General features: G+C 37.3%; 31 protein-coding genes and 1 tRNA gene. 13 read left to right on the forward strand and 19 right to left on the reverse strand.

Annotated features, from left to right (window positions below):
* Window positions 1-62: 62 nt before the first annotated feature.
* Entirely contained in the window at window positions 63-899 is an 837-nt protein-coding gene (gene thiM, locus MMG00_RS05305; protein ID WP_242152435.1) for a hydroxyethylthiazole kinase, read from the reverse strand.
* 182 nt (window positions 900-1,081) lie between these two features.
* Here thiM and MMG00_RS05310 point away from each other — a divergent pair, with 182 nt between their 5' ends.
* Window positions 1,082-1,975: a ribonuclease D gene (locus MMG00_RS05310; protein WP_242152438.1), complete on the forward strand. Its 894-nt coding sequence runs from the start codon at window positions 1,082-1,084 to the stop codon at window positions 1,973-1,975.
* Between the two features lie 304 nt (window positions 1,976-2,279).
* Here MMG00_RS05310 and MMG00_RS05315 read toward each other — a convergent pair whose 3' ends face one another.
* The 3 genes from MMG00_RS05315 to MMG00_RS05325 form a co-directional block, all read right to left on the reverse strand.
* Window positions 2,280-3,893 (reverse strand): ATP-binding cassette domain-containing protein, encoded by a 1,614-nt coding sequence (locus MMG00_RS05315; protein ID WP_242152441.1) that lies wholly within the window; start codon window positions 3,891-3,893, stop codon window positions 2,280-2,282.
* Between the two features lie 153 nt (window positions 3,894-4,046).
* Window positions 4,047-4,673, reverse strand: coding sequence for a C40 family peptidase (locus MMG00_RS05320; protein WP_349775518.1), 627 nt, complete (start codon window positions 4,671-4,673; stop codon window positions 4,047-4,049).
* A gap of 237 nt (window positions 4,674-4,910) precedes the next feature.
* Window positions 4,911-5,318: a DUF4878 domain-containing protein gene (locus tag MMG00_RS05325; RefSeq protein ID WP_242152443.1), complete on the reverse strand. Its 408-nt coding sequence runs from the start codon at window positions 5,316-5,318 to the stop codon at window positions 4,911-4,913.
* Window positions 5,319-5,618: 300 nt separating this feature from the next.
* Between MMG00_RS05325 and MMG00_RS05330 the strand changes: the two genes are divergently transcribed.
* On the forward strand, window positions 5,619-6,254 hold the full coding sequence (locus MMG00_RS05330) for a LysE family translocator (RefSeq protein WP_242152447.1): 636 nt from the start codon (window positions 5,619-5,621) through the stop codon (window positions 6,252-6,254).
* Between the two features lie 76 nt (window positions 6,255-6,330).
* On the opposite strand, the gene MMG00_RS05335 is transcribed toward MMG00_RS05330, so the two are convergent.
* Window positions 6,331-7,278 (reverse strand): pirin family protein, encoded by a 948-nt coding sequence (locus tag MMG00_RS05335; protein WP_242152450.1) that lies wholly within the window; start codon window positions 7,276-7,278, stop codon window positions 6,331-6,333.
* Between the two features lie 153 nt (window positions 7,279-7,431).
* On the opposite strand from MMG00_RS05335, the gene MMG00_RS05340 reads away from it, so the two are divergent.
* The 4 genes from MMG00_RS05340 (at window position 7,432) to MMG00_RS05355 (ending at window position 9,747) form a co-directional block, all read left to right on the forward strand.
* A tRNA-Leu gene (locus MMG00_RS05340) sits at window positions 7,432-7,515 on the forward strand.
* Between the two features lie 109 nt (window positions 7,516-7,624).
* Window positions 7,625-8,926, forward strand: coding sequence for a trigger factor (tig, locus tag MMG00_RS05345; protein ID WP_242152453.1), 1,302 nt, complete (start codon window positions 7,625-7,627; stop codon window positions 8,924-8,926).
* A gap of 143 nt (window positions 8,927-9,069) precedes the next feature.
* The gene (rpsU, locus tag MMG00_RS05350; protein WP_242152456.1) at window positions 9,070-9,285 is read left to right on the forward strand and encodes a 30S ribosomal protein S21; all 216 of its coding nucleotides are present in this window, start codon (window positions 9,070-9,072) and stop codon (window positions 9,283-9,285) included.
* Window positions 9,286-9,603: 318 nt separating this feature from the next.
* On the forward strand, window positions 9,604-9,747 hold the full coding sequence (locus MMG00_RS05355; protein ID WP_242152459.1) for a hypothetical protein: 144 nt from the start codon (window positions 9,604-9,606) through the stop codon (window positions 9,745-9,747).
* A 54-nt stretch (window positions 9,748-9,801) separates the two neighbouring features.
* Here MMG00_RS05355 and MMG00_RS05360 read toward each other — a convergent pair whose 3' ends face one another.
* Entirely contained in the window at window positions 9,802-10,224 is a 423-nt protein-coding gene (locus MMG00_RS05360; RefSeq protein ID WP_242152462.1) for a PaaI family thioesterase, read from the reverse strand.
* Window positions 10,225-10,390: 166 nt separating this feature from the next.
* Between MMG00_RS05360 and MMG00_RS05365 the strand changes: the two genes are divergently transcribed.
* From MMG00_RS05365 to MMG00_RS05375, 3 genes are all read left to right on the forward strand, one after another.
* Window positions 10,391-11,056 carry a DsbA family oxidoreductase gene (locus MMG00_RS05365; protein ID WP_242152465.1) on the forward strand — a complete coding sequence of 222 codons (666 nt, stop codon included), beginning with the start codon at window positions 10,391-10,393 and terminating at the stop codon, window positions 11,054-11,056.
* A gap of 28 nt (window positions 11,057-11,084) precedes the next feature.
* Window positions 11,085-11,414: a hypothetical protein gene (locus MMG00_RS05370; protein ID WP_242152468.1), complete on the forward strand. Its 330-nt coding sequence runs from the start codon at window positions 11,085-11,087 to the stop codon at window positions 11,412-11,414.
* Between the two features lie 212 nt (window positions 11,415-11,626).
* The gene (locus MMG00_RS05375) at window positions 11,627-12,253 is read left to right on the forward strand and encodes a DUF805 domain-containing protein (RefSeq protein ID WP_242152501.1); all 627 of its coding nucleotides are present in this window, start codon (window positions 11,627-11,629) and stop codon (window positions 12,251-12,253) included.
* A gap of 339 nt (window positions 12,254-12,592) precedes the next feature.
* Here MMG00_RS05375 and MMG00_RS05380 read toward each other — a convergent pair whose 3' ends face one another.
* On the reverse strand, window positions 12,593-13,969 hold the full coding sequence (locus MMG00_RS05380; RefSeq protein ID WP_242152504.1) for an amino acid permease: 1,377 nt from the start codon (window positions 13,967-13,969) through the stop codon (window positions 12,593-12,595).
* A 247-nt stretch (window positions 13,970-14,216) separates the two neighbouring features.
* Here MMG00_RS05380 and MMG00_RS05385 point away from each other — a divergent pair, with 247 nt between their 5' ends.
* The 3 genes from MMG00_RS05385 (at window position 14,217) to MMG00_RS05395 (ending at window position 16,929) form a co-directional block, all read left to right on the forward strand.
* Window positions 14,217-14,909, forward strand: coding sequence for a 5'-methylthioadenosine/adenosylhomocysteine nucleosidase (locus MMG00_RS05385; protein ID WP_270049361.1), 693 nt, complete (start codon window positions 14,217-14,219; stop codon window positions 14,907-14,909).
* Between the two features lie 99 nt (window positions 14,910-15,008).
* Window positions 15,009-15,242, forward strand: a complete 234-nt coding sequence (locus tag MMG00_RS05390; RefSeq protein WP_242152506.1) for a hypothetical protein — start codon at window positions 15,009-15,011, stop codon at window positions 15,240-15,242.
* 295 nt (window positions 15,243-15,537) lie between these two features.
* Window positions 15,538-16,929: an NAD-dependent succinate-semialdehyde dehydrogenase gene (locus MMG00_RS05395; protein WP_242152509.1), complete on the forward strand. Its 1,392-nt coding sequence runs from the start codon at window positions 15,538-15,540 to the stop codon at window positions 16,927-16,929.
* 129 nt (window positions 16,930-17,058) lie between these two features.
* On the opposite strand, the gene MMG00_RS05400 is transcribed toward MMG00_RS05395, so the two are convergent.
* On the reverse strand, window positions 17,059-17,403 hold the full coding sequence (locus MMG00_RS05400; RefSeq protein WP_242152512.1) for a Spx/MgsR family RNA polymerase-binding regulatory protein: 345 nt from the start codon (window positions 17,401-17,403) through the stop codon (window positions 17,059-17,061).
* A gap of 35 nt (window positions 17,404-17,438) precedes the next feature.
* Window positions 17,439-18,644 carry an amidohydrolase gene (locus MMG00_RS05405; RefSeq protein WP_242152516.1) on the reverse strand — a complete coding sequence of 402 codons (1,206 nt, stop codon included), beginning with the start codon at window positions 18,642-18,644 and terminating at the stop codon, window positions 17,439-17,441.
* A 429-nt stretch (window positions 18,645-19,073) separates the two neighbouring features.
* On the opposite strand from MMG00_RS05405, the gene MMG00_RS05410 reads away from it, so the two are divergent.
* Window positions 19,074-19,946, forward strand: a complete 873-nt coding sequence (locus MMG00_RS05410; RefSeq protein ID WP_242152519.1) for a sulfurtransferase — start codon at window positions 19,074-19,076, stop codon at window positions 19,944-19,946.
* Window positions 19,947-20,060: 114 nt separating this feature from the next.
* On the opposite strand, the gene MMG00_RS05415 is transcribed toward MMG00_RS05410, so the two are convergent.
* The 10 genes from MMG00_RS05415 to MMG00_RS05460 form a co-directional block, all read right to left on the reverse strand.
* Entirely contained in the window at window positions 20,061-20,561 is a 501-nt protein-coding gene (locus tag MMG00_RS05415; RefSeq protein WP_242152521.1) for a hypothetical protein, read from the reverse strand.
* A 40-nt stretch (window positions 20,562-20,601) separates the two neighbouring features.
* The gene (locus tag MMG00_RS05420; protein ID WP_242152524.1) at window positions 20,602-21,081 is read right to left on the reverse strand and encodes a hypothetical protein; all 480 of its coding nucleotides are present in this window, start codon (window positions 21,079-21,081) and stop codon (window positions 20,602-20,604) included.
* A gap of 1 nt (window position 21,082) precedes the next feature.
* Window positions 21,083-21,565, reverse strand: a complete 483-nt coding sequence (locus MMG00_RS05425) for a hypothetical protein (protein ID WP_242152527.1) — start codon at window positions 21,563-21,565, stop codon at window positions 21,083-21,085.
* Window positions 21,566-21,573: 8 nt separating this feature from the next.
* A complete protein-coding gene (locus tag MMG00_RS05430; protein WP_242152530.1) occupies window positions 21,574-22,062 on the reverse strand; it encodes a DUF3592 domain-containing protein in 489 nt (162 codons plus the stop codon).
* A gap of 19 nt (window positions 22,063-22,081) precedes the next feature.
* Window positions 22,082-22,522, reverse strand: coding sequence for a hypothetical protein (locus tag MMG00_RS05435; protein ID WP_242152533.1), 441 nt, complete (start codon window positions 22,520-22,522; stop codon window positions 22,082-22,084).
* An 11-nt stretch (window positions 22,523-22,533) separates the two neighbouring features.
* Window positions 22,534-22,974, reverse strand: coding sequence for a hypothetical protein (locus MMG00_RS05440; RefSeq protein WP_242152536.1), 441 nt, complete (start codon window positions 22,972-22,974; stop codon window positions 22,534-22,536).
* Between the two features lie 337 nt (window positions 22,975-23,311).
* Window positions 23,312-23,854, reverse strand: coding sequence for a GMC family oxidoreductase (locus MMG00_RS05445; protein ID WP_255837808.1), 543 nt, complete (start codon window positions 23,852-23,854; stop codon window positions 23,312-23,314).
* 163 nt (window positions 23,855-24,017) lie between these two features.
* Complete coding sequence (locus tag MMG00_RS05450) at window positions 24,018-24,176, reverse strand: GMC family oxidoreductase N-terminal domain-containing protein (protein ID WP_242152542.1); 159 nt, start codon at window positions 24,174-24,176, stop codon at window positions 24,018-24,020.
* Between the two features lie 10 nt (window positions 24,177-24,186).
* Window positions 24,187-25,299 carry a class II histone deacetylase gene (locus MMG00_RS05455; protein ID WP_242152545.1) on the reverse strand — a complete coding sequence of 371 codons (1,113 nt, stop codon included), beginning with the start codon at window positions 25,297-25,299 and terminating at the stop codon, window positions 24,187-24,189.
* Between the two features lie 28 nt (window positions 25,300-25,327).
* Window positions 25,328-26,758: an APC family permease gene (locus tag MMG00_RS05460; protein WP_242152549.1), complete on the reverse strand. Its 1,431-nt coding sequence runs from the start codon at window positions 26,756-26,758 to the stop codon at window positions 25,328-25,330.
* Between the last annotated feature and the right edge of the window lie 94 nt (window positions 26,759-26,852).

Consider the following 26,852-nt stretch of genomic DNA (forward strand, 5'->3'; position numbering starts at 1 on the left):
ATATTTAGGAAAGCTCATGATGAGTGCTCATCATCTATACTCTTTGAAAGACGATAAGTGCATTAAAACTCATCAAAAGCCCCTTCTGATTTTGCAATCTCTAATAATTTTTCTGGCGTCATGAGGGATAATTCATCTAGATATTGCACGGCGAATGTCCCTAATCCCGTTCCATTCTCATCACCTTTATTTGCGGCGATCTGCCCAGAAAGTGCCACGATATAACAAGCAGTAGCTGCAGCTTCTAAGGTATCTTCTGTACTGCTAATCATGCCAGCAACTAATGCTGATAACGAGCAACCTGTACCCGTTACTTGCGTGAGCTTTTTTGTACCAACCGAAACAATATAACTCTTATCGCCATCGGTAATAATATCTTCTTCACCCGTCATAACAACAATGGTATTAAAATCACGCGCTACATTTTGTGCATATTCAAAGGCTTCTTTTGCATCTTCTTCTGAATCAACTCCCTTAGATTTTGCATCAACACCAGCAAGCACCATTATTTCAGAAGGGTTTCCCCGAATCACAGATGGCTGATATTGTAATAGCTGATTGACGATGCTTGTTCGATAATAGAGCGCAGGACCAATTCCCACAGGATCTAAAACCCATGGCGTCCCTGTTTCATGAGCGACTTTCGCAGAATGGAGCATGGCATTTGCCGCTCGCTCTGTTAAGGTTCCAACATTCACCAATAAGCCACTTGCGATCATCGTAAATTCACCACACTCTTGAATATCGGGAATCATCGCAGGACTGCCCCCTGTTGCTAAAAGGACATTTGCCGTAAAATTTTGTACAACATGATTAGTCATACAGTGCACTAATGGCGATTTATCCTGATATTCCATAAAATATGGTAATGCATTAACTGCAGAAAAAGGAATATACATCTCATCACTCCTCGATGTGAATAGGGTAAATTTAAATCGATTATTTAGATCTATAAAGGTAATTATGGTAGAGCTTTTCCAGTTTTATTGCTGATAAATCTTTACCTCTCGCCTATTTTTACTCCCCAAATATTTTAAAAAAAACGTATAATGTGCCCTGATATTAATTAAATGGATAGATTATGAAAGACCTTTATATCGATACGCAGGAAGCCTTAGATGAGTGGTGCAATACTCAATTAGAGAGTATTGAGCTCCTTGCTTTAGATACTGAATTTATGCGAGTAAAGACTTATTTCCCAAAGCTATGTCTGATCCAGCTCGCAACTGAAAACGAGGCCGTTTGCATCGATCCATTAGCACTTGATGACTTTTCTAGCTTAAAAGCATTACTCCAAGCGCCTCACATTACAAAGATTATTCACTCTGCAAGCCAAGATCTAGAAGCGATTGTGCATGCTTTTGATATCTTGCCAATGCCGGTATTTGATACCCAAATTGCGGCGCAAATTACCCAAAGCGTCAAAATTGGGATGAGCTATCACGATCTTGTCCTTCACTACTGCGAAGTGGATTTAACACGTGATCAAACGCGTACCCAATGGGATTTAAGACCGCTCACGAGCGAACAGCTTAAATATGCCTATGATGATGTCCATTACCTCATTCCTGCTTATAAAAAGCTGATTCAAGAGATTGAAGCTAATAATCAACATGGGCTTTTAAAGTCAAATCTAGCACCGCTCACAGAGAAAGAGCGCTATGAGCCAGATCCGGAAGGCGCTTGGAAAAAGGTTAAAGGTTATAAAAGAATACGAGGTTCATCAAAACAGCTTCTACGTGCTTTAGCGAAAATGCGGGAACTGATGGCGATGCGCCAAAACCTACCAAAACGTTGGATTATTAAAGATGAGATCTTAATTCACCTAGCTGAGCGCTATGCGAAAAAAACACCAAAACTCCATGAGGATTACGCCATTGCCACTTATAATGAGCATATCCAAAATCAGATTTATAAAACGATTGAGAACTTCTGGGACAATAGTACTCACGATCTAATAGAAGAAGAAAAATAGATATAGTCAATTCAGTTTAAGAAACACGGTTTTAAAGTAAAATAGTGCAACGTGTAAATCAAACCGGCTTGCACAATGCCGGATAGAACGACTCTTGTGCTTCTCATAACCGATGCGCCGACAATCTAGTGCTGTCACTTTTAAACCGATTTTACTATCAAAAAATAACGGTATAGCCAATTTTATTTAAAAGTCATGGCTTTACAGTGCAGAATGCGCATTAAATCAGCTTGTACGATGCCGGCCCGTCTCATAACTAATGCGCCGGCAATCTAGCGCAGTCACTTTTAAAGCCATTTTTCTCTTAAGAAAATGATGATAATAACCACTGCCCATCACTTTGTGTTAAATAGTGCGAGATTGCGATATTTTCTAAAAATACTTCATCATGAGATACCACTAATAAACTTCCCTGATATTGCCGCAACATCTCCTCTAAAGCCGCCATTAACTCAAGATCAAGATGATTATTAGGCTCATCAAGCAGTAAGAAGTCAATAGGCTCTTTTCCATACAAAATTAGTGCTAATGCTGATTTTAAACGCTCGCCACCACTTAAGAATTGACTCTCTTTCTCAATATCTGCCGCCTGTAATCCTAATTGAGATAATTGCATTCGAATCTCAGATATCTCCTCTTTAGTTCGCCCTTTTGAAACCTGCACTAAGAGCGACTGATCTGGCACAAGATTCATCAGATGTTGGTCTAAATATAGCGTATTCACAAATCGCTCAATACCTCCGGAGATTGGCGCTATTAAGCCGGCAATAGTTTTTAATAAGAGTGATTTGCCAATCCCATTATTACCCACAATGGCTATTTTAGTACCCGCTTCGATGGTTAAAGAAAGGGGGGAAATCTCATCCTCTAAAAAAGGGAGCACAATAGATTCAAGCTTAGCGGCTATTCTTCTTGTATGCTTAGCTGTTGCGAGTTCATGAATTACTATTGATGAAGATTGATCAATCTTATTTCTTGCCACTTCTATTCGCTCTTTTCCGGCATCTTTAATACGATCATACTTGCGCTGCATCTTCCCACTTGTTTGATCACTTCGATTTTTTTGGGCATCCATTAAAATCTTCGCTTGATTTTGATTACCACGAGCGCGATTGGCGCTCGCAGCTCTCTTTTGTTGTCTTTCAAGCTGAGTTTGCGCCGTTCTTAAACGTTTTTGCTCTTCTTGTTTTATGGCGCTCAACCTCTCTAGCACTCGCTTTTTTGCTTCACTTTGCATCGCTTGATATGCGGAAAAATTCCCCGTAAACCATATAAGATTATCAGGTGTTAATTCTACAATCGTCTCAACTCGATCTAAAAGAGCACGATCATGAGTGATTAAAATGACTTTCCCTCGCCAAGCCATGATCATTTCCCAAAGCTTCTCTTTATGACATGAGTCTAGATGATTACTCGGCTCATCTAAAATAAGCGTCGTTTTATCTGATAAAAAGGCCGCAGCAACCCGAATACGCATCTGTTCACCGCCACTTAACTCATGTGCAAACGTTGATAATGCGTATTGAGAAAGCGATAACCTTGCTAAAAGCACTATGGCATCACTTTCAATACTCCAGCGATCATTAATCTGTGCAAAATCAGCCGGATCAACACTCCCCGCTTCAATACGAGATAATGCCTTTAAAATCTCCGTAATCCCCAAAAGATCAGAGATCGTTGTGATTGCGGTAATCGGATAGACTTGAGGCAGATAAAAACTTGTATCACTATTTTGTACAAAACCGCTTGTAGGGGAAATACCGCCCGATAATATTTGCGCTAAGAGCGACTTTCCGACACCATTACGACCCACTAAAGCCGTTACTTTACTAGAGAAAGAACCTGAAATATTGGAAAATAACCTTTCGCCATGCGGTAATTGATAGGCGACATCGTGCAATTGTAAGTGACTAGACATAAGAACTCCTTGATTAAAATTAATCTTTGAAAAAGACTTTTAAAATCAAGTTAGTTATTCATCTATACCATTGCCTCAATAAAACGCAAGAATTGCGTAGCGCTATCATACAAAAGCAGCATCATAATTGCAATAAAACCTATGCTTCTCTTATTACTCTACTACGGGATTCAATGTTGGTAACCAAACATCATCTTTTAATATTTGGCGCATCCCTGCAATATCTAAAAAGGCATCGGGAAATAGATAATCTCCTGGCATTCCCGGCACTTGTAGCGCTTGCCACTTTAATGTTAATTCCGGAACTAAGGATCGAAGTGGCACTTCTAAGAGCGTTGTGCAATAGAGATTTTCTAAGGAGCGGCTTGTCAGCACATAAGGCTCCCCTATTTTTTGGGCAACCTCCTTAGCAAAGAGTGTTTTTGCCATAGAATCTAAAAAATCTGGGCGAGCAATAAGATATGTTTTGGCAAAAGTGGGGGATAAAAACTCCGTAATAGGCGTTAATAAGACCTGATTGAGCTTATCAGGATGATCATTAGTGGTGGCATGCGTTACCTTAATCTCTGGTGAAACCTCGGTAATAACAGCGATATGGGAATAATCCCCCCCACTAACTAATTGAATCATCCGACTCTCTTTGCCATAAGCCGTACGAAAGACAATGTCTCCTACCTCAAGCTCGTTCAGATAAGTCGATTCCCAAGGATCATAAATACGGGGATCTCGAAAAGGGTTAATTTCAAAATAGTGGATGATCGCAATGATTACAATCATCACAAATATCAAAAAGCCCCCGAATAAATGCCGGCGTTTTAACATAAAACCGAATTAACCTCTTGTAAAACTATATGCCCCAATTTCAATCCCCTAGTAGTTTGCTCTTTAAGCTAAAGAGCGTATAAAGACAAGATTAATACTCTATTAATCCCTATTTTCACCAATATTGTGACATAAAAAAACGCTGTGTTCTCATTTTGAAAATCACAGCGCTTCTTAATTTTTTAAAAATTGCGCTTATAGCTCAACTTTCCAACCATCTTTTGTTTTTACAGTCCCGACTTCATCCGGTCCTGAAACTTCACCATCTTTATAAGTCACGATTAAATATACAGATGCTTTAGTTTTATCACTGTTATATTCAACGCTATCTACTTTAACATCCTTAATGCCGCCTTTAGATTTCATCTCTTCTTGCGCCATACCCACCATCATGCTGAGCTTGCCTTCGATCATTGCTTTTGCTTCTGGTGTATTATCTTTCTCATCAAGATAGATAATATCTAATAAACGTTTGCTATCACCTTTTTCAAATACAGTGATAAATTCTTTTGCAACAGCTTCTGGCTCATCAGCCCCACCGCCACAAGCAACAGCTACAACTACGAAAAACATTACAGCAAAAAACATCTTTAATTGTTTCATTCTTGTTTCCTTCGTGAATTACGGGTCATTGTGCGCCGATTATTACACAAACATTAATAAGGAACAATTATTCAAGTGGATAAATTATTTTTCATACCTATTAAATTATCAATATTATTAATATTAATGGGGAAAATCTGCATCAATTGAATATTGGTCCTTAAAAATTCCATAACATTCTTAGCAATGTAACCAATCCTAAACTATCATCTTTTTTATGATATCTTTTTTACTACTTAACATTATTTACACTACCCCCAATCTTGCTAATCTGCTTCTTATTTATTGATACTTTTACATATGGAGCTTTCAACACTGCTCCTGTTCATCCCTGCTTGCTTTGCCTTAAATCTAGCACCAGGACCCAACAACCTCCTTTCCATTAATAATGCTGCAAGCTACAGCTTTAAAAGCTCCTGTATTGGTGGAATTGGGCGTTTAATTGCTTTTATCTTAATGTTGTTTCTCGCATCATTAGGTCTTGCTGTCGTCCTACATACCTCTGAAGTTATCTTCAATATCATTAAAGCGATAGGGGTAATTTACCTTCTATATCTTGCTTTTCAACTTTGGAGAGCCCCAACAGATCTCAATATGATTAGTGGGAAAAATACTCAAATATCATGTAATCACCTGATGCTTGCTAAACAAGAATTTTTTGTTGCAGCAGGTAATCCCAAGGCTATTTTAATTTTTACCGCATTTTTGCCACAATTTATTGATCCTACACTCCCAACAAATTTACAATTTTTAATATTAGGGAGCCTCTTCTTACTTTTAGAGTTTGTAGCCATCTTGCTTTACGCTTACCTTGGCTTACATATCCAAAAACTACTGGTAAGACCCACCGCAAAAAAAATCTTTAATCGAATGTGTGCATCTTTGCTTGCTTTTGCGAGTCTTGGCTTACTGCTAACTCAAAGAAGCCGAAGCTAACTATCAAATTCTGCACAAAAAAACAGCCTTATTAGAGGCTGTTTTTTATGACATAAACTATCTTGTTGCTGATTATTTAATTCCTTAAAAAGAGGATCAGTTTTACTGGAAACTCAGGAGCTTTAAGATTATCACGGGATTCACCTTCAATTTTTGGAAAGATTGAAGTATCCCCAGATTCCCAAAGTTCATGGCATTTTCGAATTTTTTCAGCATCTGATGATACATAGTTCCACCAGATATAATGATCCTCTTTGTGGGGCAAGCCACCAAAGATGATAAATCTCGCTCGTTTTTTCACGATCATTTGCAATTGCGAAACACCTTTAAATGCCAATAATAGATCTGGTGTTATCTCCTCTTCATGCAAGGAGTCTGCTTGATGATCATTTAAAGCGGCAAACTCAACTTCCCCTTCAATCATTGTAATTGCATATTCATATTGCTTTTCAAGCGGTAAAAGACTCTCGCCGATGTCTAATGTAAGCTCCATTGCAAAAATAGGGCTATAGGTTTTTAAAGGGGAGCTATTTCCCTCAAACTCCCCGGCAATCAGCCTCCCTTCTCCATGCTCTAATTCAATTAAGGGCAGCGCTGATTGCGACATTGAGATAAATCCTGGTGAAACTTCTTCTGATTCTTTTGGCAATGCAATCCAAAATTGTAAAAGATGCAAGGCTGAATTCCCGCTTTGAAGTAAAGTCTCAGGAGTATCTTCTGTATGAACAATTCCCTGACCACAAGTCATAAAATTCAGCTCCCCTGCATTTGCCACCAAATGATTACCTATTGAATCTTGATGCTGTACAGTGCCATCAATAATCCACGATAAAATCTGAAGACCAATATGGGGATGGGGACCGACGCCTAAATGTTGCGTTGTATTAATATTAGGCTCCTCAAGCTTATCAAAAAAGCACCAAGGACCAATTTGACGCCTAATTCTAGAAGGTAATCCTCTTAAAATCGTAAAGCTACCATCGAGAGGACGCCGTTGTAATGGGATTATTTGAAAATCGATCATTATTCCTCCAAATAAAAGACTTGTATTTCTAAGAAAATATATTATCATCTTTCTTCGTAGTTAACGTTGTTCCAAAGCAGTTCTTTAGAAAGAAATGCGGCAAGTAAAACAGACTTGACAAGTAAAGAAGACAACGTATAATTAACGGCTTATGCGAGCGTGGCGAAATTGGTATACGCGCTAGACTTAGGATCTAGTGGTTCATCCGTGAGAGTTCGAGTCTCTCCGCTCGCACCATATTTAGTTATGGTGATACAATCACCTTAATAAGTTTAAGAAGGTGCTTTTGAGCACCTTTTTTTATATTTCCAATTTTAGATTCAAACTTATAATCGGGTATAAAATTATGTCAGTAGAAACTTTAGAAGGCCTCAAGCGCCGCGTAGTGATTGAACTTGATGCTGAGCAAGTGAAGAAAGATATTGAAAATCGTCTTCAAAACTTGTCTCGCCGCGTTCGTGTTGATGGATTCCGCCCTGGTAAAGTTCCAGTAAAAGTTGTTCGCAGCATGCATGGCGCAGAAGTTGAGAATGAAGTAATTGGTGAAGCTATTGGCAAAAAATACCAAGCGCTTATTACAGAGCTCAAATTAGAACCAGCAGGTCAGCCTGTTATCGATATGCCTTCAGAAGAGAACAAATTCTCTTTCACAGCAGAATTTGAAGTAATGCCTGAAGTAAAGCTTGATAATTTAGACAAATTAGAAGCTGTTAAGCTTGAAGCAGAAGTGACTGATGCGGATCTTGAAAACATGCTTACAACACTTCAAAAGCAGAGCCAAACTTGGGCTGAAGCTGATACAGCTGCTGCGCTTGAAAATCGTGTAAATATCAATTTCGTTGGCCGTGTTGATGGCGAAGAATTTGAGGGCGGTAAAGCTGACAATACTCCACTTCTTTTAGGTTCAAACTCAATGATTCCTGGATTTGAAGATCAAATCGTAGGTATGAAAAAAGGCGAAACTAAAACGATTAAAGTGACTTTCCCTGCAGAATACCAAGCAGAACACTTAGCAGGTAAAGAAGCTGAGTTTGATATCACTGTAAACAGTGTAGAAGTAGGTCAATTACCAGAAATCAATGCTGAATTTGCAGAGCGTTTTGGAATTGAAGGTGGCGATGTTGAGAAACTTCGTACTGAACTTCGTAAAAACATGGAGCGTGAATTAAACAATGTTATTCATAACCGCTTCAAGTCTTCAGTATTAGAATCTCTTGAAAAAAATCATGAGTTAGAAGTTCCAGAAGTGATGGTGATTGCAGAAGCTCAATCAATGGCGCAACAATCAAACTTCCCACAACCTCAAAACCAAGAAGAAGCAAACCAGTTAATGGATCTTGTAAAACAACTTTTTGCAACACAAGCAGAACAAAAAGTTCGTTTAAGCCTTCTTGTCAGTCAATTCATTGAAGATAACAAAATTACGCCTGATGAAACATACGTTGATAAGCGCTTAGAACTTATCGCTTCAACTTATGAAGATCCAGCAGAAGTAATCGAGCACTTCAAGAAAGACAAAAACAGCATGCAAAACATCCGCAACATTGCCTTAGAAGATCAAGTTGTTGACCTTTTAGCAGAGAAAGCAGCGGTTGTTACTGAGAAGAAAACTTTCGATGAGCTGATGAATCAACAAGCTCAAAGATAAGTCAAAGCATTCATGAAATAGCCTCTAACATTGATATTTTCAATAATAGAGGCTAAACTAGTGAGTTCGTGTTCTTATTAATATCTTGGTGATATGAATTAAGAACAATTTTATTTAAACTTTATTAATTGAGGTGATGTTCAATGCCTTCCGTCAAGATTCGTGAGAATGAACCATTTGACGTTGCTATGCGTCGTTTTAGACGTGCTTGCGAAAAAGCAGGTATCGTATCTGAGGTGCGTGCACGTGAGTACTATGAAAAACCGACAACTGAAAGAAAGCGTAAGAAGGCTGCGGCTCAGAAACGCCATTATAAACGTATAATGCGCGAATCTAACCGTAGAATCCGTTACTACTAATCGTTGTTTAGTTTTAAAGCTACTCAATGTGAGTAACGATAAAAACCCTAGATTTTTAATCTAGGGTTTTTTTATATCTTTGATTTTCTTATTTTAATGCGATTAAACTAGCGGTCCTTACAAATAAGAGTTATCAGTAAAACTCCCCTACAGACAAGAGCATTGCACTCTCTCAATAAAAAGTCTCAAGCTAGGAGATCCACCAATACCAAAGCTGATCGAGATATCACATCTATTTAGTTGCGCTCTTAGTTAATCAACGTAAAATATCTCCTATCTATCCCCCTCATTGGGATGACAAAATTAGGAAAACTTAAGATGAAACCAAAATTTATTTTACTGATCACTTCCCTCTTTATTCTAACCGCATGCGCCTCTGGCAACACGAATGTTAAAGCACGTAATGATTATGAGAATAAGGTTTATGGCAGAATCTCTTATGATTACTCTGTTAGCAGGTAATCAAGCCTCCAATAGTTTTATCCTTCTTTTAATTTAGCAAATACCTACATACTATTATTTCACAATAGGGATAATGGCATTTGTCACTTTAATACTAGAGATTAAGCGCCCTGTCTTTTCAGAATAGATATTCACATCCCAAATATGTGAGCGGCGACCTTTATGAATCAAATCTGCTTTGGCAATAACCTTATCACCAATCTCGGCAGATGAAATATGACTGGCACTAATTTGCATCCCCACACAACCTTCCTCTTGTGGTAATATCGCAAAAGAACCAATCCCACCAATTGTTTCAGCAAGCGCAATTGTTGCCCCCCCATGTAAAACCCCCATTGTTTGCTGATGATCTTCTGTAACAGGCATTGTCGCTTCTGCGTATTGCTCATTTAATTCTGTGATTTTTATCCCTAAGGTTTTAAAGAGATTTCTACCAAGATGGCTATTAATACGCTCTGCTGTTCTTTCTCCAATCATTTTCTACTCCCTTTAGTTATATGAGAAATTCTCTAGGAATACAGATCTCTATTTTATTACCCATAAAAAGTTATAAAATCACGAGAATGCTCTGCATTCTGTTCTCTTTTTAAGATACAATAAACAATTATATTCTCATTTATCCGATGTAAAGGAAAGTATATCTATGAACATCCAAATTTGGTCTGACTTCTCTTGCCCATTTTGCTATATCGGCAAACATAACTTAGAACAAGCAATTATGCTGCTCTCTGAAGAAGAGATGGCGCAGATCAAAATTCAATATCGTAGCTTTGAATTAGCACCTGATGCACCGGCATTTACTGAGCAAACACTTGCAGAAGTATTAGCAGAGCGCTATCAGACAACACCAGAAAAAGCTAAAGAGCTCACGGTAAATTCAGCTGGTATGGCGGCAACCGTCGGATTGACGATCAATAACGATAAAATTGTCCCAACGAGTACCTTTATCGCCCATCAGCTCTTACATTATGTGGCAAATAAAGCACCTAGCAAAATTAAAGCTTGCGCTGATCTTCTCTTTAAAGCTTATTTCCAAGAGGGGATTAACTTAAGCGATATCGTTGCACTTATCGAAATTGCCGATAAATTAAAACTTGATCTGACAGATGTTAAAAAAGCATTAGATGAAGAGACTTACGTCAATGCCGTACGTGATGATGAAGCAATTGCCCATCGTATTAATATCCAGAGCGTACCTTTTTTCGTCATTGATAATGAAGTGGCGATTCAAGGGGCACAAAAAGTTGAAGACTTCCATAGTTTTTTAGTGGAATACTTAAAAGAGAAACAAAATAAAGTAGACGCATAATTTTAAAATACAAAAAGGAGCATTGTCCATGGAACTAGTATTAATTGGCGGATTATTTGGTATTACCGTTGTTGCTTATATTGTGTCGTTTTTTATGCTTTCTAAAGAGAGTATTCGTAAACTTTGGATGGCGCTCTTTTTAATTGTTTTTATCATTGCGATAGGGACTCTACTACTCATTCATTTTAATACCGATCTTTTAGGAACACTCAAAGATATGACAGAGATCTACTTTGCCTACTTTGTCATTACCTTCCTTTTGATCTTAGGTGTTATTAATATCTGGGTGTTTAAATCCATTATTTGGCGTGTTTTAAGAGGAAAAAGCCTTAAATTTAGCGATGATGATGATAACTAATTATCGCAAATTTTAAACTCCCTGAAATGAGCTAAGAATCTTCTTTATCATTTCATTAAAAAGCTGAGAAGGGTCTCCTCTCAGCTTTTATCTTATGATTCTTTACCCCTATCTTTATAAAGAGAAATCTGCCTTGCTTGAGAGTCTTTCCAAGAGATTCTATAATATGGCAGTTCTTCGCTTAAATTTATCGCATCATTTGTAGGAGCTTCATGAGTAAACAGCCACAAGCAAATCTTCAAAAAGCACCATCTTACTTCTCATTTGGATTTACAGGAAGAATCGGGCGCTTAGAGTTTGCCAATCGATTTGTGACCTATCTGTTACTAATTATCACAATCTATCTGCTCTACTACTTCGCCATTGAGCAAGGACTATTCTTACTATTTGATGGTAATGATAAATCAACAGATATGACACGCGGTCTTATTAAGCTCATTTTTCATGCAGGTTTATTTGGAACAGCGCTCCTTTTAAATATTCGAATGGCGATTATGCGTTTACATGATCTCAATCTTTCCGGCTGGTGGACCTGTCTAATATTTACCATTCCTTATATTGCCGCACTCTTTGTTGTCATGCTCCCTATGACCCTGAATATGACCCTATATCACACGATTTTTTATATCGTAGCGATTATTGCCATCATCGCTCAACTTATCCCATTTTTAATGCCGGGTAATGCTAAATCAAATCATTACGGTACTCCAACAAAAACAGGAAAACCTATAGGTGCCTGTCTATTACTCGTTCTGATCGTTATTGGGGGATATTTTCTCTATCAATATATTACGTTACAAAGCATCTCTATTATCTTCTTACAAAACTTACAATCTTAATTATTAGTAAAATAGGGCCCTCGATTAAGGTGTAACACCTTAATCACAATGCTTACTAAAACACTTCATAAAAAGCGCTAATTAAAAGTGTCCCAATTACGCAAATATAGTAAAACTATTTAAAAAAGAATCTCTTGCTGTAAGAAGCCAGACTTACTTGAATACTCTCATTCTTGCTCCGGCAATAGTCGTAAACACCTTTTCTAAAATAGGTCTTATAAAAATAGATTCGCAAAAAAAGCCAGCATATTAAATACTAGCTTTTTTTATTCTTCTTTATAAAGAGCGATATCAACTATCGCCGTTCTCTCTTAAAATCATTAGCTCATAGCTCTTTATCTAAGATTTTTTACTCAATCTTTTTTTAATCAAGAAGCCAATATAGAGAGCAATAATCCAAACAGGAATGACAATCACAGCATATACCATGCTTCCTGATTGAGTCATCATCACAAGTAGTAGTGCTAAAAAGGCTAAAGCAAAATAATTACTATAAGGATAAAATGGCACTTTAAATGTTAATTCCTTAAGATCAACTTGCTTTCTAAACTTATATTGCACAATAACAATTAAGCCCCAAGTAATAGTTGCCGCTGCAACTGCTAAGGACATAATGCGCATAAAAGCACCTTCCGGCACTACAAAGTTAATAATCACCGCAACTAAAGTACAAAGTGATGAGAAGAGAATAGCGACAAAGGGCGCTGAATTTCGATTGAGCTTTAAGAAAAATTTAGGCGCATTTCCCTGCTCTGCTAGGCCAAAGAGCATTCTCCCATTACTATAAATACCACTGTTATATACTGATATCGCCGCCGATAAAACCACAATATTAAAGAATGTTGCCGGAATATTAATCTCCCCAATCGGCGTATTTACAATACCAAAACCCATCTCTTGGAAAATAATTACAAAGGGGCTTCCTTCTGTCCCAATCTCATTCCAAGGATGAAGAATCATTAAGACTGCAATTGAGAGCACATAAAAGAGTAAAATTCGCCAAATGACCTGTTTAATCGCTTTAGGAATCGACTTTTTAGGATTATCCGCTTCTCCTGCAGTAATACCAATAAGCTCTGTTCCTCCAAATGAGAACATCACAATTACAAGCGAGAGTAAAAACTCTTTAACACCAAATGGGAAGAATCCATCATGCGCCCAGAGATTTGAGATCGTAGCACCATCTGCGCCTGTTAAGATTAAATACCCACCTAATGCAATTAAGAGCATAATTGCTAAGACTTTCACTAAAGCAAACCAAAACTCAAACTCACCATAGATCTTAATTGAGAAGAGGTTAATAATCGTAATCAAAACTAAAACCGTTAAAGAAGAGGCCCAGAGCGGAATTTCTGGAAACCAAACTTGAATATAGATCCCTACGACTGAAAGCTCTGCCATACTGACTAAAATATATAAAAACCAATAGTTCCAGCCGGCTAAAAATCCAGGGAACTCTCCCCAATATTTATAAGAAAAATGGCTAAATGCACCCGCAACAGGCTCATGCGTTGACATCTCTCCCATCATCGTCATGATAAGATAGATCACAAATCCACCCAGTAAATAAGCAAGCAAAATTGCCGGCCCTACTAAGGCTATTGATTGCGCCGAACCATAAAACAATCCAGTCCCAATTGCGCCCCCGAGAGCAATCATCTGAATATGACGATTTTTTAGCCCTCTTTTAAGTTTTACTTCCTTTCCCTCAGACATGATCTTCCCATTTTCAATATTACATAAGATTGATCAACGCTTTACTCACTGTAAGCATCGTCATTTTAATAACTGGTAAACGTAACAGCTTAGTATAACAACTTTCATAAAACAGGTGATAAAAGCTTTCTTTAACGCCGATTTTTACTCGATCGCTTCTATAAAGAGCGGCTTCATTCTCTTTTACTTTTCCGTATAATAGAAAAATTATTGACACTACTTTATTAACGATGAAAAGGATTAGATCATGATTGGAATTATTGGTGCGATGGAACAGGAAGTTACGCTACTTGCGTCAATGATTAAAAATCCAAAAGAAAAGCACATTGCCGGCGTTCGCTTTATTAAAGGAACCCTTGAAGGGCGAGAGGTTGTTCTACTTCGCTCAGGGGTTGGCAAAGTGCAAGCAGCCATGGCAACGACTTTACTACATGAACATTTTAAACCAACACAGATTATTAATATCGGCTCAGCAGGTGGCCTAATAGAGGGTATGGAAATTGGGGATATTATTATCTCTGATGAAACTGCCCATCATGATGTAGATCTCACTCCTATTGGACTTGAGCCTGCGACATTGCCAGGACTGCCACAAACCTTCCCTTCAGATCCAAAACTTATTACCTTAGTCAATGAGGTATTAATAGCATTAAAGATCAATTCACAAATTGGATTAATTGGGACGGGCGATGCTTTTATCGCTGATCAAAAACGTGTCGATGCCATTAAAAAGCTCTTTCCAAATATTAAAGCGGTAGAGATGGAAGCGGCCGCTATTGCCCAAGTTTGCTATCTCTACCAAACCCCTTTTATTGTTATCCGTGCGCTCTCAGACCTTCCCGATAAAGAGATGCCGATGAGCTTTATTGAATACCTTGATTTTGCTGCAAAAAATTCCGCTAATATCGTTCTTAAAGTCTTAGCTAAAATGCCGGCATAATCTCTTTGACGATCTTCCTCAAGAATCTATAACTTTAATTTGTATTTATTTCATAGCCCCTTATGATACAACTCATTATTTTTCTTGAGGAAGTCCTTGATGAACATCTTACTGCATATTGGTATCTCTATTTTCTTATGGTTCTATTTGATTCGTAGTGTGATCAATAATAGTGGTTTGATTGGTAGCTTCATTCATAAAATTGGGAATACTATTTTTCCAAATGGACTATTTACGCTCTCTGGCCCATTTTTTATTCTTATATTACTTTTTATCGTCTATGTCTTCCTATTCTATATTGCCATCTGGAAAAGTCAGTCCTCGAAAGAGTAACCTGTCAGTAATTTATTGAATAATTTTTAGACAAAAAATCACAATTGATATGATTATTTCGCAAATTATCTCTTTAAAAAAAGCCAATTAATCTGAGTAATATCATTTTGGACAGTATTCAGCCATTGCTACACTTTTCAATATAATATTTTTTATATCTTTATAATCAAATAGATACAACAATATCAACTAATTAAATGCGCAAATGTTATTCATTATCAGTTGCAAAATAGATGCATCCTAAAATTCAGAGGTCTATAATGAATTTACATTAAATTTTTTAGGAGTCTAAGTTATGACATTTGCAACCGTAAATCCATATACCAATGAATTAGTAAAATCTTTTAAAAGCGCAACTCGTGAAGAGATTGTGTCAGCAATCGATAAAGCAGATCTTGCATTTCAAAGCTGGAAAAAAAGATCTGTTTCAGAACGTGTTGTTTTTCTACAAAATGCGGCTGACCTTCTTCGTAAAAACGTGGATAAATATGCGGGTATTATTACTTTAGAGATGGGAAAAACCTTCGCTGAAGCAAAAGGTGAAGTTGAGCTCTCTGCACAAATTTTAGAATATTATGTGCGTCATGCTGAAGCGCAGCTACAACCAAGAAAACTCCCCGTCATGGACCCAGCTGAAGGTGAAGCTGAACTTGTTTATGATCCTATGGGCGTTCTTCTTGCCATTGAGCCATGGAACTTCCCGTTCTATCAAGTTGCTCGTATTTTAGCGCCGCAACTCTCAGCGGGAAATACATTGATTCTTAAACATGCCTCAAATCTTCCACAATCAGCACTTGCTTTTGAAGCGCTGATGAAAGATGCAGGTCTTCCTGATGGCGTATTTATCAATCAATTTATCGAACACGATGATGTGGAATTAGTACTTGCAGATCCACGCGTCATTGGTGTTGCTTTAACAGGTTCTGAAGTAGCCGGCTCTATTGTTGCCGCAACTGCTGGTAAACATCTTAAAAAAGCAATCATGGAGCTTGGCGGCGCTGATGCGTTTGTCGTGCTTGATGATGCGGACATGGATAAAACAGTTGCTTGGGGCGTATTTGGTCGTCACTGGAATGCCGGACAAGTTTGTGTATCTTCTAAACGTATGATCATTGATGCAAAAGTATATGATGAGTATTTAGAAAAATATACCGCAGGCGTTGCTGCGCTTAAAGCAGGCGATCCTATGGATCCTGAAACGCAACTTGCCCCACTTTCTTCACAACGTGCTAAAGAAAATCTTCTCAAGCAGATCGAAGAAGCGGTTAAACATGGTGCAACAGCAACAGAGGTGGGTCCTAAAGTACCAACGCAAGGTTGCTTTGTTCAACCGACAATTTTAACAAATGTCACGCCAGATAACCCTGCTTACTATCAAGAGTTCTTTGGTCCTGTATCAATGATTATTAAAGCAAAAGATGAAGCTGATGCAATTCGCATTGCTAATGATTCACCATTTGGTTTAGGTGGTTCGGTATTTACCTCAGATAATGAGCGTGGTCGCCGTGTTGCAGGTCAAATTTCTACAGGAATGATCTTTGTAAACCATCCTACAATGGTAAAAGCAGATCTTCCATTTGGTGGCGTACGCCGTTCGGGCTTTGGTCGTGAATTAATTGATCTTGGCCTTAAAGAGTTCGTTAACATCAAACTTATTGATGTTGTTGATATCGACGCACCATTTTAATGAAAAGTTAAAAAGATATTTTAACAATATAAAAAAGGCTGGTTGAATTACCAGCCTTTTCTTTATCTGTTTTTATTTTCTAAAACGAAATCACTAAAATGATCACGTCTCTCATAAGCATTTTAATATTTACAGAAAAGCTTTCTCAAAACTTGCCTCTGAAAAACCCACCATCGCCTTATCTCCATTAATAATTAAGGGTCTTTTCACTAACGTTGGGTGTGCTTGGAGAATCTCAATAGCTGTTTTTGGCTCTAATACCGCTTCTTTCTCACTATCAGAAAGAGCACGCCATGAAGTACTTCGCTTATTCACAATCTCTGATAAATCAATCAATTTTAAGATCTTTGTTAATTGATCTGTTGTAAGTCCAGGATGACGATAATCATGAAAAGTATATTCAATCTTATGATTATCAAGCCAAGTAAATGCCTTTTTCATGGTATCGCAATTTTTAATTCCATAAACAATCATGCACAATCTCCTATTATGATTTTTAACGATCGCCTTTAATGTGAATCTTTAAAATAAAGAGGGTATTGTAACACCGCATTCACTGCAAGTTGTAATCCATAGAGTAATACACGCTCATCAATCCAAAATTTAGGATGATGGTGCGGATAATCCATCCCTAATTCAGGATTTGTCGCCCCAATAAAGACAAATGTAGAAGGTGCTATATGTGAAAAGGCGCTAAAATCCTCACCAGAGAGCATACATTTTTGCTTAATTACTCTCGTTTCTTCCATCTCATTAGCAATAGCACGGATAAATCCCGTTGTTTCAGGGTGATTTTCAATCATGTCATAGCCTGACTCAAATTCGATTTCACACGTTGCGCCAAACTCTTCACAAGTTCCCCTTGCGATCTTTTCCAGCGCTTTTTTGAACTGAGTACGCATCTCATCAGTAGTTGTGCGCATCGTTCCTGCTAGTAAACAATCCTCAGGAATCATATTGATAGAGAAGGTATCCCCGGCTTGAAAAACAGTATTACTAATCACTCCTGCTTCTAATGGGGATTTTTGCCTAGCAACAACAGCCTGTAATTTTGCGACAATAAAAGCACCGATCATCAATGGATCTATTGTTAACTCAGGCTCTGAAGCATTGCCCCCTCTTCCTTGAATTTTAATGGTATAGTTATCAGAATAAGAACTTGCAAATCCCTCTTTTATATCAATTGTTCCAAGAGGTAAACTCGCCCAGATATGTTGACCATAGATAAAATCTAGCTCATTAAAAAGTCCTGTATCGACAAGTTGTTTGGCTCCACCGGGGTAAACTTCTTCTCCATGTTGAAAAATCGCCCAAACTTCTCCCGTTAAATCAGCAAAATGTTCATCAAAATAACAACAAGCAGCCATTAAAATCGCGGTATGTCCATCATGCCCACAAGCATGCATAACCCCCTCATTTTTAGATTTAAAGCTGATATTATCATGCTTTTCTGTAATCGCTAAAGCATCTATATCTGCCCGCAGACCTATCTTAGGGCCAGGCTTTCCTGTCACAAACTTTACTAAAACACTTGTCCCTACAGGCCGGAGAATTTCAGCATGCTCTAACTGCGACATTTTATCGACAATATATTGTGAGGTTTTAAATTCTTGAAAAGAGAGTTCCGGATGCGTGTGCAGATAACGGCGATACGTTAAGAGCTCTGGCTCATACTCATCTAAACTCGCGCGAGATATTAATTGCAAAGGTGCCATAGAATCCTCTCAAATAGTCATTGAATAAAAATCACATACTGTTAGACATACTGTTAGCAATAGAAGCAGTCTTCCCTCTTAGTCAGTATTACAAAGCCTATATGCACTTCAAATACGAATGTGATTAATTCTCATTTTAAAGATATATGCTTAATTTGCAAACCATTGTCATGATCTTATCCAATCCTCCCTTATGATAATGAAGTCCTATCTCTTTGTTTTCAAAATCATGGGTTCCCGATTCAATAGATCTCTTCCTTGATTTAGCGAAATTATAAAATTTTCTAAAAAGCATCATCACGCTCTAAACTCTCGAACAGAACCGCAACTAGAGGAAGAGAGTTGCCCAAGTCTTATTCCTCATTTAAGATAAACCTATCTTGTAATATTTTTAATGCCCTTTTCACAATTTTCAAAGGATCGCATCAAATGACACACGCGTTATCTCCTCTTATTCAAGCGCATGAACTACAACAGTTAATTCAAAAGTCCCCTCATTTGAAAATTATTGACGCTCGCTTTGATCTCATGAATCCCAATTATGGTCATGAAAGCTATATTAAGGGACGTATTCCTACTGCATTACGCTTAGATTTAGAGAAAGATCTCTGCAATCTAAAAAATGGTAATAATGGTCGCCATCCCATTAAACCTGATAACTTACTGATAGATGTTTTACAAAATATTGGGCTGAATAATGATGATCATATTATCGTTTATGACGATAAAAGCAGTATGTTTGCCAGCCATGCCTGGTGGGTTCTCAAACATCTAGGTCATGAAAATGTTCAGCTTTTAAACGGTGGTATCACCGCATGGAAAGCGCTTAATGGGGAGATTGAAACGACAGATCCTAAACCTATCTCTAAAGGGAATATTGAACTACGAGAGAGTGATTTTGGGCTCATTATGCTAGAAGAAATTTTAGAATATGTAACAGGAGATCCTGACTATCAACTACAAATTATTGATGCGCGTGGAGAAGCCCGTTTTAAAGGAGAAACAGAACCTTTAGATCCTATTGCCGGCCATATCCCTACTGCGATGAATTACCCTTTCGAATACAATCTCAATGAAATGGGACTCTTTAAATCACCAGAGGTATTGCGATCACAATGGCAAGAATTTCTTCAAGGTATCGATCCAAGCACCATTGTCAACCAATGTGGCTCTGGTGTTTCAGCTTGTCATAATCTTTTTTCAATCTACTACGCAGATCTTGGGGCAACTCAGCTCTACCACGGTTCCTGGAGTGAATGGTGCGCAGATCCTACAAGACCGATGGCAACAAAACACGATTAAATCTCTCTTTGCGATTATTTTTATAAATCTTTTATTGGGAATAAAGCTCATAAAGATATTGATCACTCAAAGATCATGAGTGATCAATCTTACTGAGGCAAATTCTTGAGTGCTCTATGACATTCTACGTGTATTAAAATGCCGAGGTAAAAACTGTAAATCCATATAATTTCGCTGAAAATTCTTAGGATCTACATAAACATCAATCCCGGCAATATCCTTTAAATACGCTTCTGGATTTTTAAAAAGAAACTCACTCTTAAAGAGATATACCGTATTACTTATACTGTCATACCATGAGGTTTGAACATAATAGACACCATTATGAGTGCTCCCATTAACAACGGGCTCTCCCTTTTTATCAATAATAGACTCATATTTTGTAACGATACAAATACCATGATGATAAAGCTGCTTTTGCTCGTACCTATAATAGATAACATAGATAATGACTAGCCATGACAAACTAAATAACGTACCAACATAAAGTAGTATGCCATCTGAAGATATGAAAAAACCAAGCAAAAGCCCCGCTCCAACGATTGCAAAAATACCAGCTACCATGAGTATGCTTTTTGTAAGTTCTATTTGATAATCGCTATTACCGCCTTGCATAATGTCCTTTTTATTAAAATTGAAGTGTCTGATAAAAAAATTACCTGTTATAAGGTCTCTGTGTAAGTTTATCGAGCTTGCTGACATCCATATAATAGCGATGTTTTGGGTTTCTGCGATCAATATAAACGGGAATTGTACCCCTCTCTTTTACCAAATGCGTCACATCTCTATTTAATGGAGGACTTTTAAAATGGTAAATCAAATTGGTGACAGGATCATGCCATTGAGTCTTCATAATATAAGGACGCCAACCAAAGAGATCATAATATGCAGGATTCATCTCTACAAAATGGGTCTCTATCATCTCTCCATGTTGTAACATCGTTTTTTTAAGCCACATCTTACGAAGAGCAATATAGAGTGGAATCCAACCACAGGCACACATAATCAATCCGAAAATTAAAGGCGCCGGGTGCGCGACTCCTACACTTAAAATTAAAAGCCCGATTCCCGGCACACCAAAAAAGAAACAAAAAAGGATAAAGAGTATTTTTATAGAACCTGGCATTTTTGACATATTATTGCTTCTTATTGCATTTTAAAGTAATGGGGCTTAAATCCATAAAATAGTTCTTTTTAGGATCTAAAGGATCGATATAAACAGGGATGAACATATTGGTCTTTAAATAATGACAGATCTCTCCACTCACCCAAGTGCTTTTAAAAAAGTAGAGTCTATTATTCTCAATATCATGCCACTTTGTTTTAACAATATAGGGCTGCCAACCTAATATTGATGAGCTTGCCTTCTGGCTACTAACATAGGTAGTTTCTACAATTACCCCGACTTTTAATACACGCTTTTTAATGAGGTTCTTATTGAGAAACCAATAAAGAGGAAACCATCCTATTAAGCAAAAAATCATTGCCATTAATAGCGTCATACCATGACCAATCTTTAGCGCTAAGAGTAGGAGAAATATTCCCGGTATTCCAAAAAAACACGAAAAAATCAATAACAATATTTTTACTCTTAACGGCATCTCAAGTTTAATAGGCATTGATCTTCCTACCGTTTATAGAATCGCTTTAGCGCTGAAATAGATTGAATATCCATATAATACTGCTTAGGATTTTCCGGATTAATATAAACAGGCACCTTTGATCCTTTCTTTAAAACGCTTTCGGGATTATCGACAAACGGCTCACTCTTAAAGAGGTAGAGTTTATTAGAACTCTGATCAACCCATTGAGAACGAATTAAATAAGGTCTAACACCATTGACCGCATAAGAGGCATAGGTAACATCTAATAACTCCGATTGAATCATTACACCGCGGGACAATACACGATTTTTAATTATTTTTTGACGTATAAATAGGATTAAGGGAGTAAAACCTATCGCGGAAGAAATGCCACCAACACTGGCAAACAATATGCCATCACCCTTACTGCCTTCCTCTCCTAAAATAGAAAAACCGGCAAACATAAAGAGCAAGCCAAAACCACCAAACATAATCGCTAATATAATAATCAGTTTGCGGGAACTAGATGTCATATTTTAAAGCCTTTTCTCATTACACTACGCGCTTGGGTAAAAACTCAAGATCCATATAGTTTTGCTTAAGATTCTTAGGATTTACAAAAACGGTAATCATCTCAATATCCTTTAGCTCTTTTTCCGGGTTATACCATAAGATATTACTCGAAAAGTAGTAAAGGATATTATTCTCTACATCTAGCCATTTCGTCCGTACAACATAGCCATCTTGATTATTAAAAGAAGCATCACCAAGAATTACCTCTACAAATTCCGTCTGGATCGCAACGCCCTGCTCTCTAATTCGTTTTTGAATCGACCGTTTTCGGATTAAAGGGATTGATCCACCCCAGCCTGCAAGACAAAACATTGCACCAACTGCAAACATTACAGGCTCACGGGTATAATAAAAACCGATTAAAATACCAATTCCAATAATGCCAAATAATGACATAAACCCAATCATAAATCTTTCCATTGACTATTTCCTTAAGCTAATTTAGGAAGAATTGAAAGATCAACGGTATAAAGCTTATAATTTCGTCTGCTAATTTTAATAGGGATATTCTTACCTACTAAAAAGCTCTCAGGGTTGAACTCGATATATTCACTCTTAAAGTAATAGATTGCGCCACCATCAGGATCTATCCACTTTGTATGAACATAATAGAGATTCTCTCCTAACGCTTCAATGTGATCAAGATCAGTCATAATAAGGTCATAATCCTCATCTACAAATGCTTTTCTGCTGGCTTTTCGTGCTTCATAAGTAATAGCATAGATAAGAAGAGCGGTAAAAAGCGTCCCAAAACCGCCGGCGATATAGACCCCAGGTCTATCGCTTGGACCACCTGTATAAAAGACAAAAGCCGCCCACCAGCAGATAAAAATTAATCCTAAAAGTAGTAAATATCCAAAAACTTGTTTCATCTATCGTGACTCTTTGAGCAATATAATCTACAAATAATATTTCGATAAGTTCATTTTAATTGTAAAAAACATAAAATGAAGTCTATTAATATTATTAAATAAGCCCATTATCTTAGGGCTATTACCGCATTTTTGCAATGATCTTCAAAGGTTTAACTGATCTAAATAGCATTAACCATGATAATTTCTTATCTAATTTTTATAAATTGATGAAGGTGCGTATTAAAACAGTGCTTGCAAGAGGCCAAATGGGACTAATTTCTTGCTTATAATCGCCGATGCGCAGCATTTAAATCAGCTTATTTTGACCCGATTTCACTATATAATAATCACTTAATTAACAAACAAAAAATATCCCGGATATTAAATCTTTTACTCTCAATACCTTCTTTTTGCTCTTAGAATAATGTTCATCAATAATCATTTCAGAGCCTTTATATGCGAGCATAATGACTGGAGCATTCGTATTACCACTGACAATACTTGGAAAACTTGCACTATCAACTACTCTTAAATTTTTAACACCTCTTACTCGTAAATACTCATCTAAAACACTATCATCACTCCCTCCCATTGCGCATGATCCTACAGGGTGGAATACAGTTAATGAATTATCTTTTACAAATTCAGCCAATGCAGAATCATCCGTATGAATATCAGGATGGGGAGTGATAACGTCTTTAATAATTTCTCGCATATTTTGTGTATTAAAAAATTTAAGACCGAGCTTCACAGCTTCCACCATTGCTTTTAAATCACTCTCATTTTCAAAATAATTAGCGCGTATTATGGGTAAATCTTTAGGATCTTTACTACGCAACGTTACCTCTCCTCTAGATTTTGGATATAATTGCCCTAATTTTAGAGTAAATCCTTCTATATTCTACGTCTCCTTTTCCTGACGTCCAAAATTTTCTATCAAAGGAAATGAATGAATTTGAGTATCTCTGCGACCATCTCCATCTAAATCGAAGAAACCACAGCCCTCTAATATATTAGAACTCGCAATTCCATTTTTAAAAAGTAACCATTGCAACCTATTTTTATATTTTTTTAATAGGAATTTTGGCATGAATCGTGGAGTCTTGCTTACCGGCTTCTAATAGGAGTACCGTTCCTGTTGTTTTCTCTATTAACTGCGTAGCAATCACGCATCCAGCAGAACCGGCACCTACAATAATAAAATCATAATGCTTTTCCATAACGCCCTCACTATTTAGCAGGTAAAACCTTTAGCTCATCAATATATTCATTTAAAAATTTTTCTACTTTTTCAGAAGGTTGCTGCGCTTTTAAAAAACTGATTAATGGATCGACAACAGGACTTTTGTGTCCCATTAATCCTTCAACAACTGCAACGCCACAAAATGGGACATAAGATTCTGAATATCCCCCTTCGTGAACAGCCACGATTTTCCCATTACAAACGTTATCAGCCACATCACAAATTCTCTGCGTCATCTCTCGATAAGTATCACTATAAGCGAGCATTCTCGCTAAAGGATCTAATGCATTTGCATCAAAGCCGGAAGCAATAATAATGATCTCTGGTTTAAATCGTTCAATCTCAGGGATAACAATTTCATTAATGACTTTCAAATAAGCATGATGCCCACTGCCTGCTGGCAAAGGTAAATTGAGATTTGCACCAAGACCGTCCCCTTTACCAATATCCTCACGACCGCTATACCCTGGAGGAAAACAGTTTTCTTGATGAATTGATATGGTATAAATATCTCCATCTTCTTCGTAAATAGATTGTGTTCCATTACCATGATGAACGTCCCAATCCAAAACTAATACCCGCTTTAATCCGTGATATTCTCGGCAATACTCAATGGCGATTGCGATATTGGATAAAACACAAAACCCCATAGCTTCATCTCGCAAACAATGATGCCCAGGCGGTCTTGATAGTGCATAAGCATTATCAACTTTTTGCAACCATACATCTTCTATAGCCTGTGTTGCAAGTCCAGCGGAAATTTTAGCAATTTCGAAGCTATAAGGGCCAATAGGCGCATTAAAACCCAGCTCTCCTCCCCCTGATTGACTCAATTGTTTAAATTTTTCGATATAATAATCAGGATGGACTCTCATAAGATCTTCATCCGACAAGATCTTATAATTTCCTAAAACCATTTTTTGAGTCAATCCTCCCTTATCGAGTAAATTTTTAAACCGGCGCTTACTCTCAGGAGATTCTGCAAGTCCACCAGAAGAAGAGGGTTGTACCCATTCTCCCACAGGTAAGCTTTCACAATACGGTGTTGTCGCAGTATGCCAAAAACAACTCTCATCAAAATAAAAACCTGTTTTCCTCATATCTGTACCTCTTTTTAATATCTTTTTATTACACATTTTTTACTAGCTCATCGAGTCTAGTTTTAAATGAAGGGAAAAAACGACTTAAAATAACAGCATAGAGATATCCCCCAACTGCTGAGCCAAAGACCAAAAATGGTACGAGATAGATCACATTTGATTTAATACCACTTAAAATATCGAGATTCATTGTCACAAGATAAAGAACAATGCTCATTAAAATCGTGGCAGTAATCGGCGCTAATGTTGTTTTCCAAAAGGGAAGATGAAGATCTACTCTCTTACGGAAATAATTCACTACAGCAATAGAGACAAAAATTTGCAGTAATAAAATTGCCATTGTGGTAATCGCTGATCCCCACGTAAAGATATCAATCAGAGGATCTTGTCCTAAAAATGCTAATAAAAATGTTAAAGCAATCATAAAAATGGTTTGACAGATACTTGATAAATAAGGGGTATCTTTAGTCGCATGTAGCTTTGCGAGTTTTGACCAAAATAGACCATCTCGTGAAATCACATAAAAGTAACGCGCAATATTGTTATGAAAAGATTGTGTGGCTGCAAAAAGACTCGTAATTAATAAAATATTAATCACTAAAACTGACCACTTTCCTAAAGTTGTCGCAGCTAAATTCATCACAAATAGTTCAGGATCTTCAGCAACTACCGCTTGAATATTCTCAGCACCATACGCTTGAATAAATGCCCAGCTACAAAAGGCGAAGAAACTTGTAATTAAAAGCACCGCAAAGATTGTTGCCAGAGGAATATTTCTCTCAGGATTTTTTGCTTCTTCTGTATAAATTGCCGTGGCTTCAAAACCGATAAATGCCGCAATAGTGAAAACTAAAGCCATACCAACATTACCGCTAAAGACAACGGTTGGTGAAAAGGATGAAAACTCTAAATTACCACTTGGAATATGCTCTATCACCACAAAAATGGCGATTACTACGGCAATCCCAACTTCTAACAACATCAAAACTCCAAGAACCTTTCCTCCTATTTCAATGCGTTCAATACCTAGCCAGCAAACAATCAATAACATTATTGAAGTATAAACCCACCAAGGTAGATCAAACCCAACATACTCTACAAAAAAGATCTGCGTAAATAGACCAAAAATAGCAGCAATAGCAATTTGAATAGAGACATACGCTAAAATGGCTAAAGCAAGCCCACTAATACCTAACCGGCTGCCTAAGCCTGCGGAAATATAGGCATAAAATGCCCCTGAATTTTTAATGTAGCGGCTCATGGTGATGAATCCTACAGAAAATATCAGTAAAATTAATCCCGATAAGACATATATTCCTGAAACTCCAGCGCCATTACCCTCTAAAATGGCAACAGGCATCCCGCCTGTTAACCCCGTTAAAGGGGATGCGGCGGCAACGACAAAAAATACTAAAGTGGCAAGACCTATCATCCGCTGACTACTTAATTTACTCTCCATAAATATCTCCTCCAAGAGATGGTGAACGTTATATTTATTATTTTGTAATGATGTTAACTCTTTTTTAGTGGCACCTTTATTTTTGGAAATTTTT

This window comes from Ignatzschineria rhizosphaerae (assembly GCF_022655595.1).
In the GTDB taxonomy this organism is placed as follows: Bacteria; Pseudomonadota; Gammaproteobacteria; order Cardiobacteriales; family Wohlfahrtiimonadaceae; genus Ignatzschineria; species Ignatzschineria rhizosphaerae.

Coding starts and splice junctions, on each gene's coding strand:
- MMG00_RS05375 (WP_242152501.1), top strand. CDS start 11,627: ATGAGTAAACAGCCACAAGCAAATCTTCAAAAAGCACCATCTTACTTC.
- tig (WP_242152453.1), top strand. CDS start 7,625: ATGTCAGTAGAAACTTTAGAAGGCCTCAAGCGCCGCGTAGTGATTGAA.
- MMG00_RS05380 (WP_242152504.1), bottom strand. CDS start 13,969: ATGTCTGAGGGAAAGGAAGTAAAACTTAAAAGAGGGCTAAAAAATCGT.
- MMG00_RS05385 (WP_270049361.1), top strand. CDS start 14,217: ATGATTGGAATTATTGGTGCGATGGAACAGGAAGTTACGCTACTTGCG.
- MMG00_RS05335 (WP_242152450.1), bottom strand. CDS start 7,278: ATGATCGATTTTCAAATAATCCCATTACAACGGCGTCCTCTCGATGGT.
- MMG00_RS05410 (WP_242152519.1), top strand. CDS start 19,074: ATGACACACGCGTTATCTCCTCTTATTCAAGCGCATGAACTACAACAG.
- MMG00_RS05450 (WP_242152542.1), bottom strand. CDS start 24,176: ATGGAAAAGCATTATGATTTTATTATTGTAGGTGCCGGTTCTGCTGGA.
- MMG00_RS05390 (WP_242152506.1), top strand. CDS start 15,009: ATGAACATCTTACTGCATATTGGTATCTCTATTTTCTTATGGTTCTAT.
- MMG00_RS05355 (WP_242152459.1), top strand. CDS start 9,604: ATGAAACCAAAATTTATTTTACTGATCACTTCCCTCTTTATTCTAACC.
- MMG00_RS05360 (WP_242152462.1), bottom strand. CDS start 10,224: ATGATTGGAGAAAGAACAGCAGAGCGTATTAATAGCCATCTTGGTAGA.
- thiM (WP_242152435.1), bottom strand. CDS start 899: ATGTATATTCCTTTTTCTGCAGTTAATGCATTACCATATTTTATGGAA.
- MMG00_RS05330 (WP_242152447.1), top strand. CDS start 5,619: ATGGAGCTTTCAACACTGCTCCTGTTCATCCCTGCTTGCTTTGCCTTA.
- MMG00_RS05425 (WP_242152527.1), bottom strand. CDS start 21,565: ATGCCTATTAAACTTGAGATGCCGTTAAGAGTAAAAATATTGTTATTG.
- MMG00_RS05405 (WP_242152516.1), bottom strand. CDS start 18,644: ATGGCACCTTTGCAATTAATATCTCGCGCGAGTTTAGATGAGTATGAG.
- MMG00_RS05455 (WP_242152545.1), bottom strand. CDS start 25,299: ATGAGGAAAACAGGTTTTTATTTTGATGAGAGTTGTTTTTGGCATACT.
- MMG00_RS05310 (WP_242152438.1), top strand. CDS start 1,082: ATGAAAGACCTTTATATCGATACGCAGGAAGCCTTAGATGAGTGGTGC.
- MMG00_RS05315 (WP_242152441.1), bottom strand. CDS start 3,893: ATGTCTAGTCACTTACAATTGCACGATGTCGCCTATCAATTACCGCAT.
- MMG00_RS05370 (WP_242152468.1), top strand. CDS start 11,085: ATGGAACTAGTATTAATTGGCGGATTATTTGGTATTACCGTTGTTGCT.
- MMG00_RS05420 (WP_242152524.1), bottom strand. CDS start 21,081: ATGTCAAAAATGCCAGGTTCTATAAAAATACTCTTTATCCTTTTTTGT.
- MMG00_RS05400 (WP_242152512.1), bottom strand. CDS start 17,403: ATGATTGTTTATGGAATTAAAAATTGCGATACCATGAAAAAGGCATTT.
- MMG00_RS05460 (WP_242152549.1), bottom strand. CDS start 26,758: ATGGAGAGTAAATTAAGTAGTCAGCGGATGATAGGTCTTGCCACTTTA.
- rpsU (WP_242152456.1), top strand. CDS start 9,070: ATGCCTTCCGTCAAGATTCGTGAGAATGAACCATTTGACGTTGCTATG.
- MMG00_RS05440 (WP_242152536.1), bottom strand. CDS start 22,974: ATGAAACAAGTTTTTGGATATTTACTACTTTTAGGATTAATTTTTATC.
- MMG00_RS05435 (WP_242152533.1), bottom strand. CDS start 22,522: ATGGAAAGATTTATGATTGGGTTTATGTCATTATTTGGCATTATTGGA.
- MMG00_RS05415 (WP_242152521.1), bottom strand. CDS start 20,561: ATGCAAGGCGGTAATAGCGATTATCAAATAGAACTTACAAAAAGCATA.
- MMG00_RS05365 (WP_242152465.1), top strand. CDS start 10,391: ATGAACATCCAAATTTGGTCTGACTTCTCTTGCCCATTTTGCTATATC.
- MMG00_RS05325 (WP_242152443.1), bottom strand. CDS start 5,318: ATGAAACAATTAAAGATGTTTTTTGCTGTAATGTTTTTCGTAGTTGTA.
- MMG00_RS05430 (WP_242152530.1), bottom strand. CDS start 22,062: ATGACATCTAGTTCCCGCAAACTGATTATTATATTAGCGATTATGTTT.
- MMG00_RS05395 (WP_242152509.1), top strand. CDS start 15,538: ATGACATTTGCAACCGTAAATCCATATACCAATGAATTAGTAAAATCT.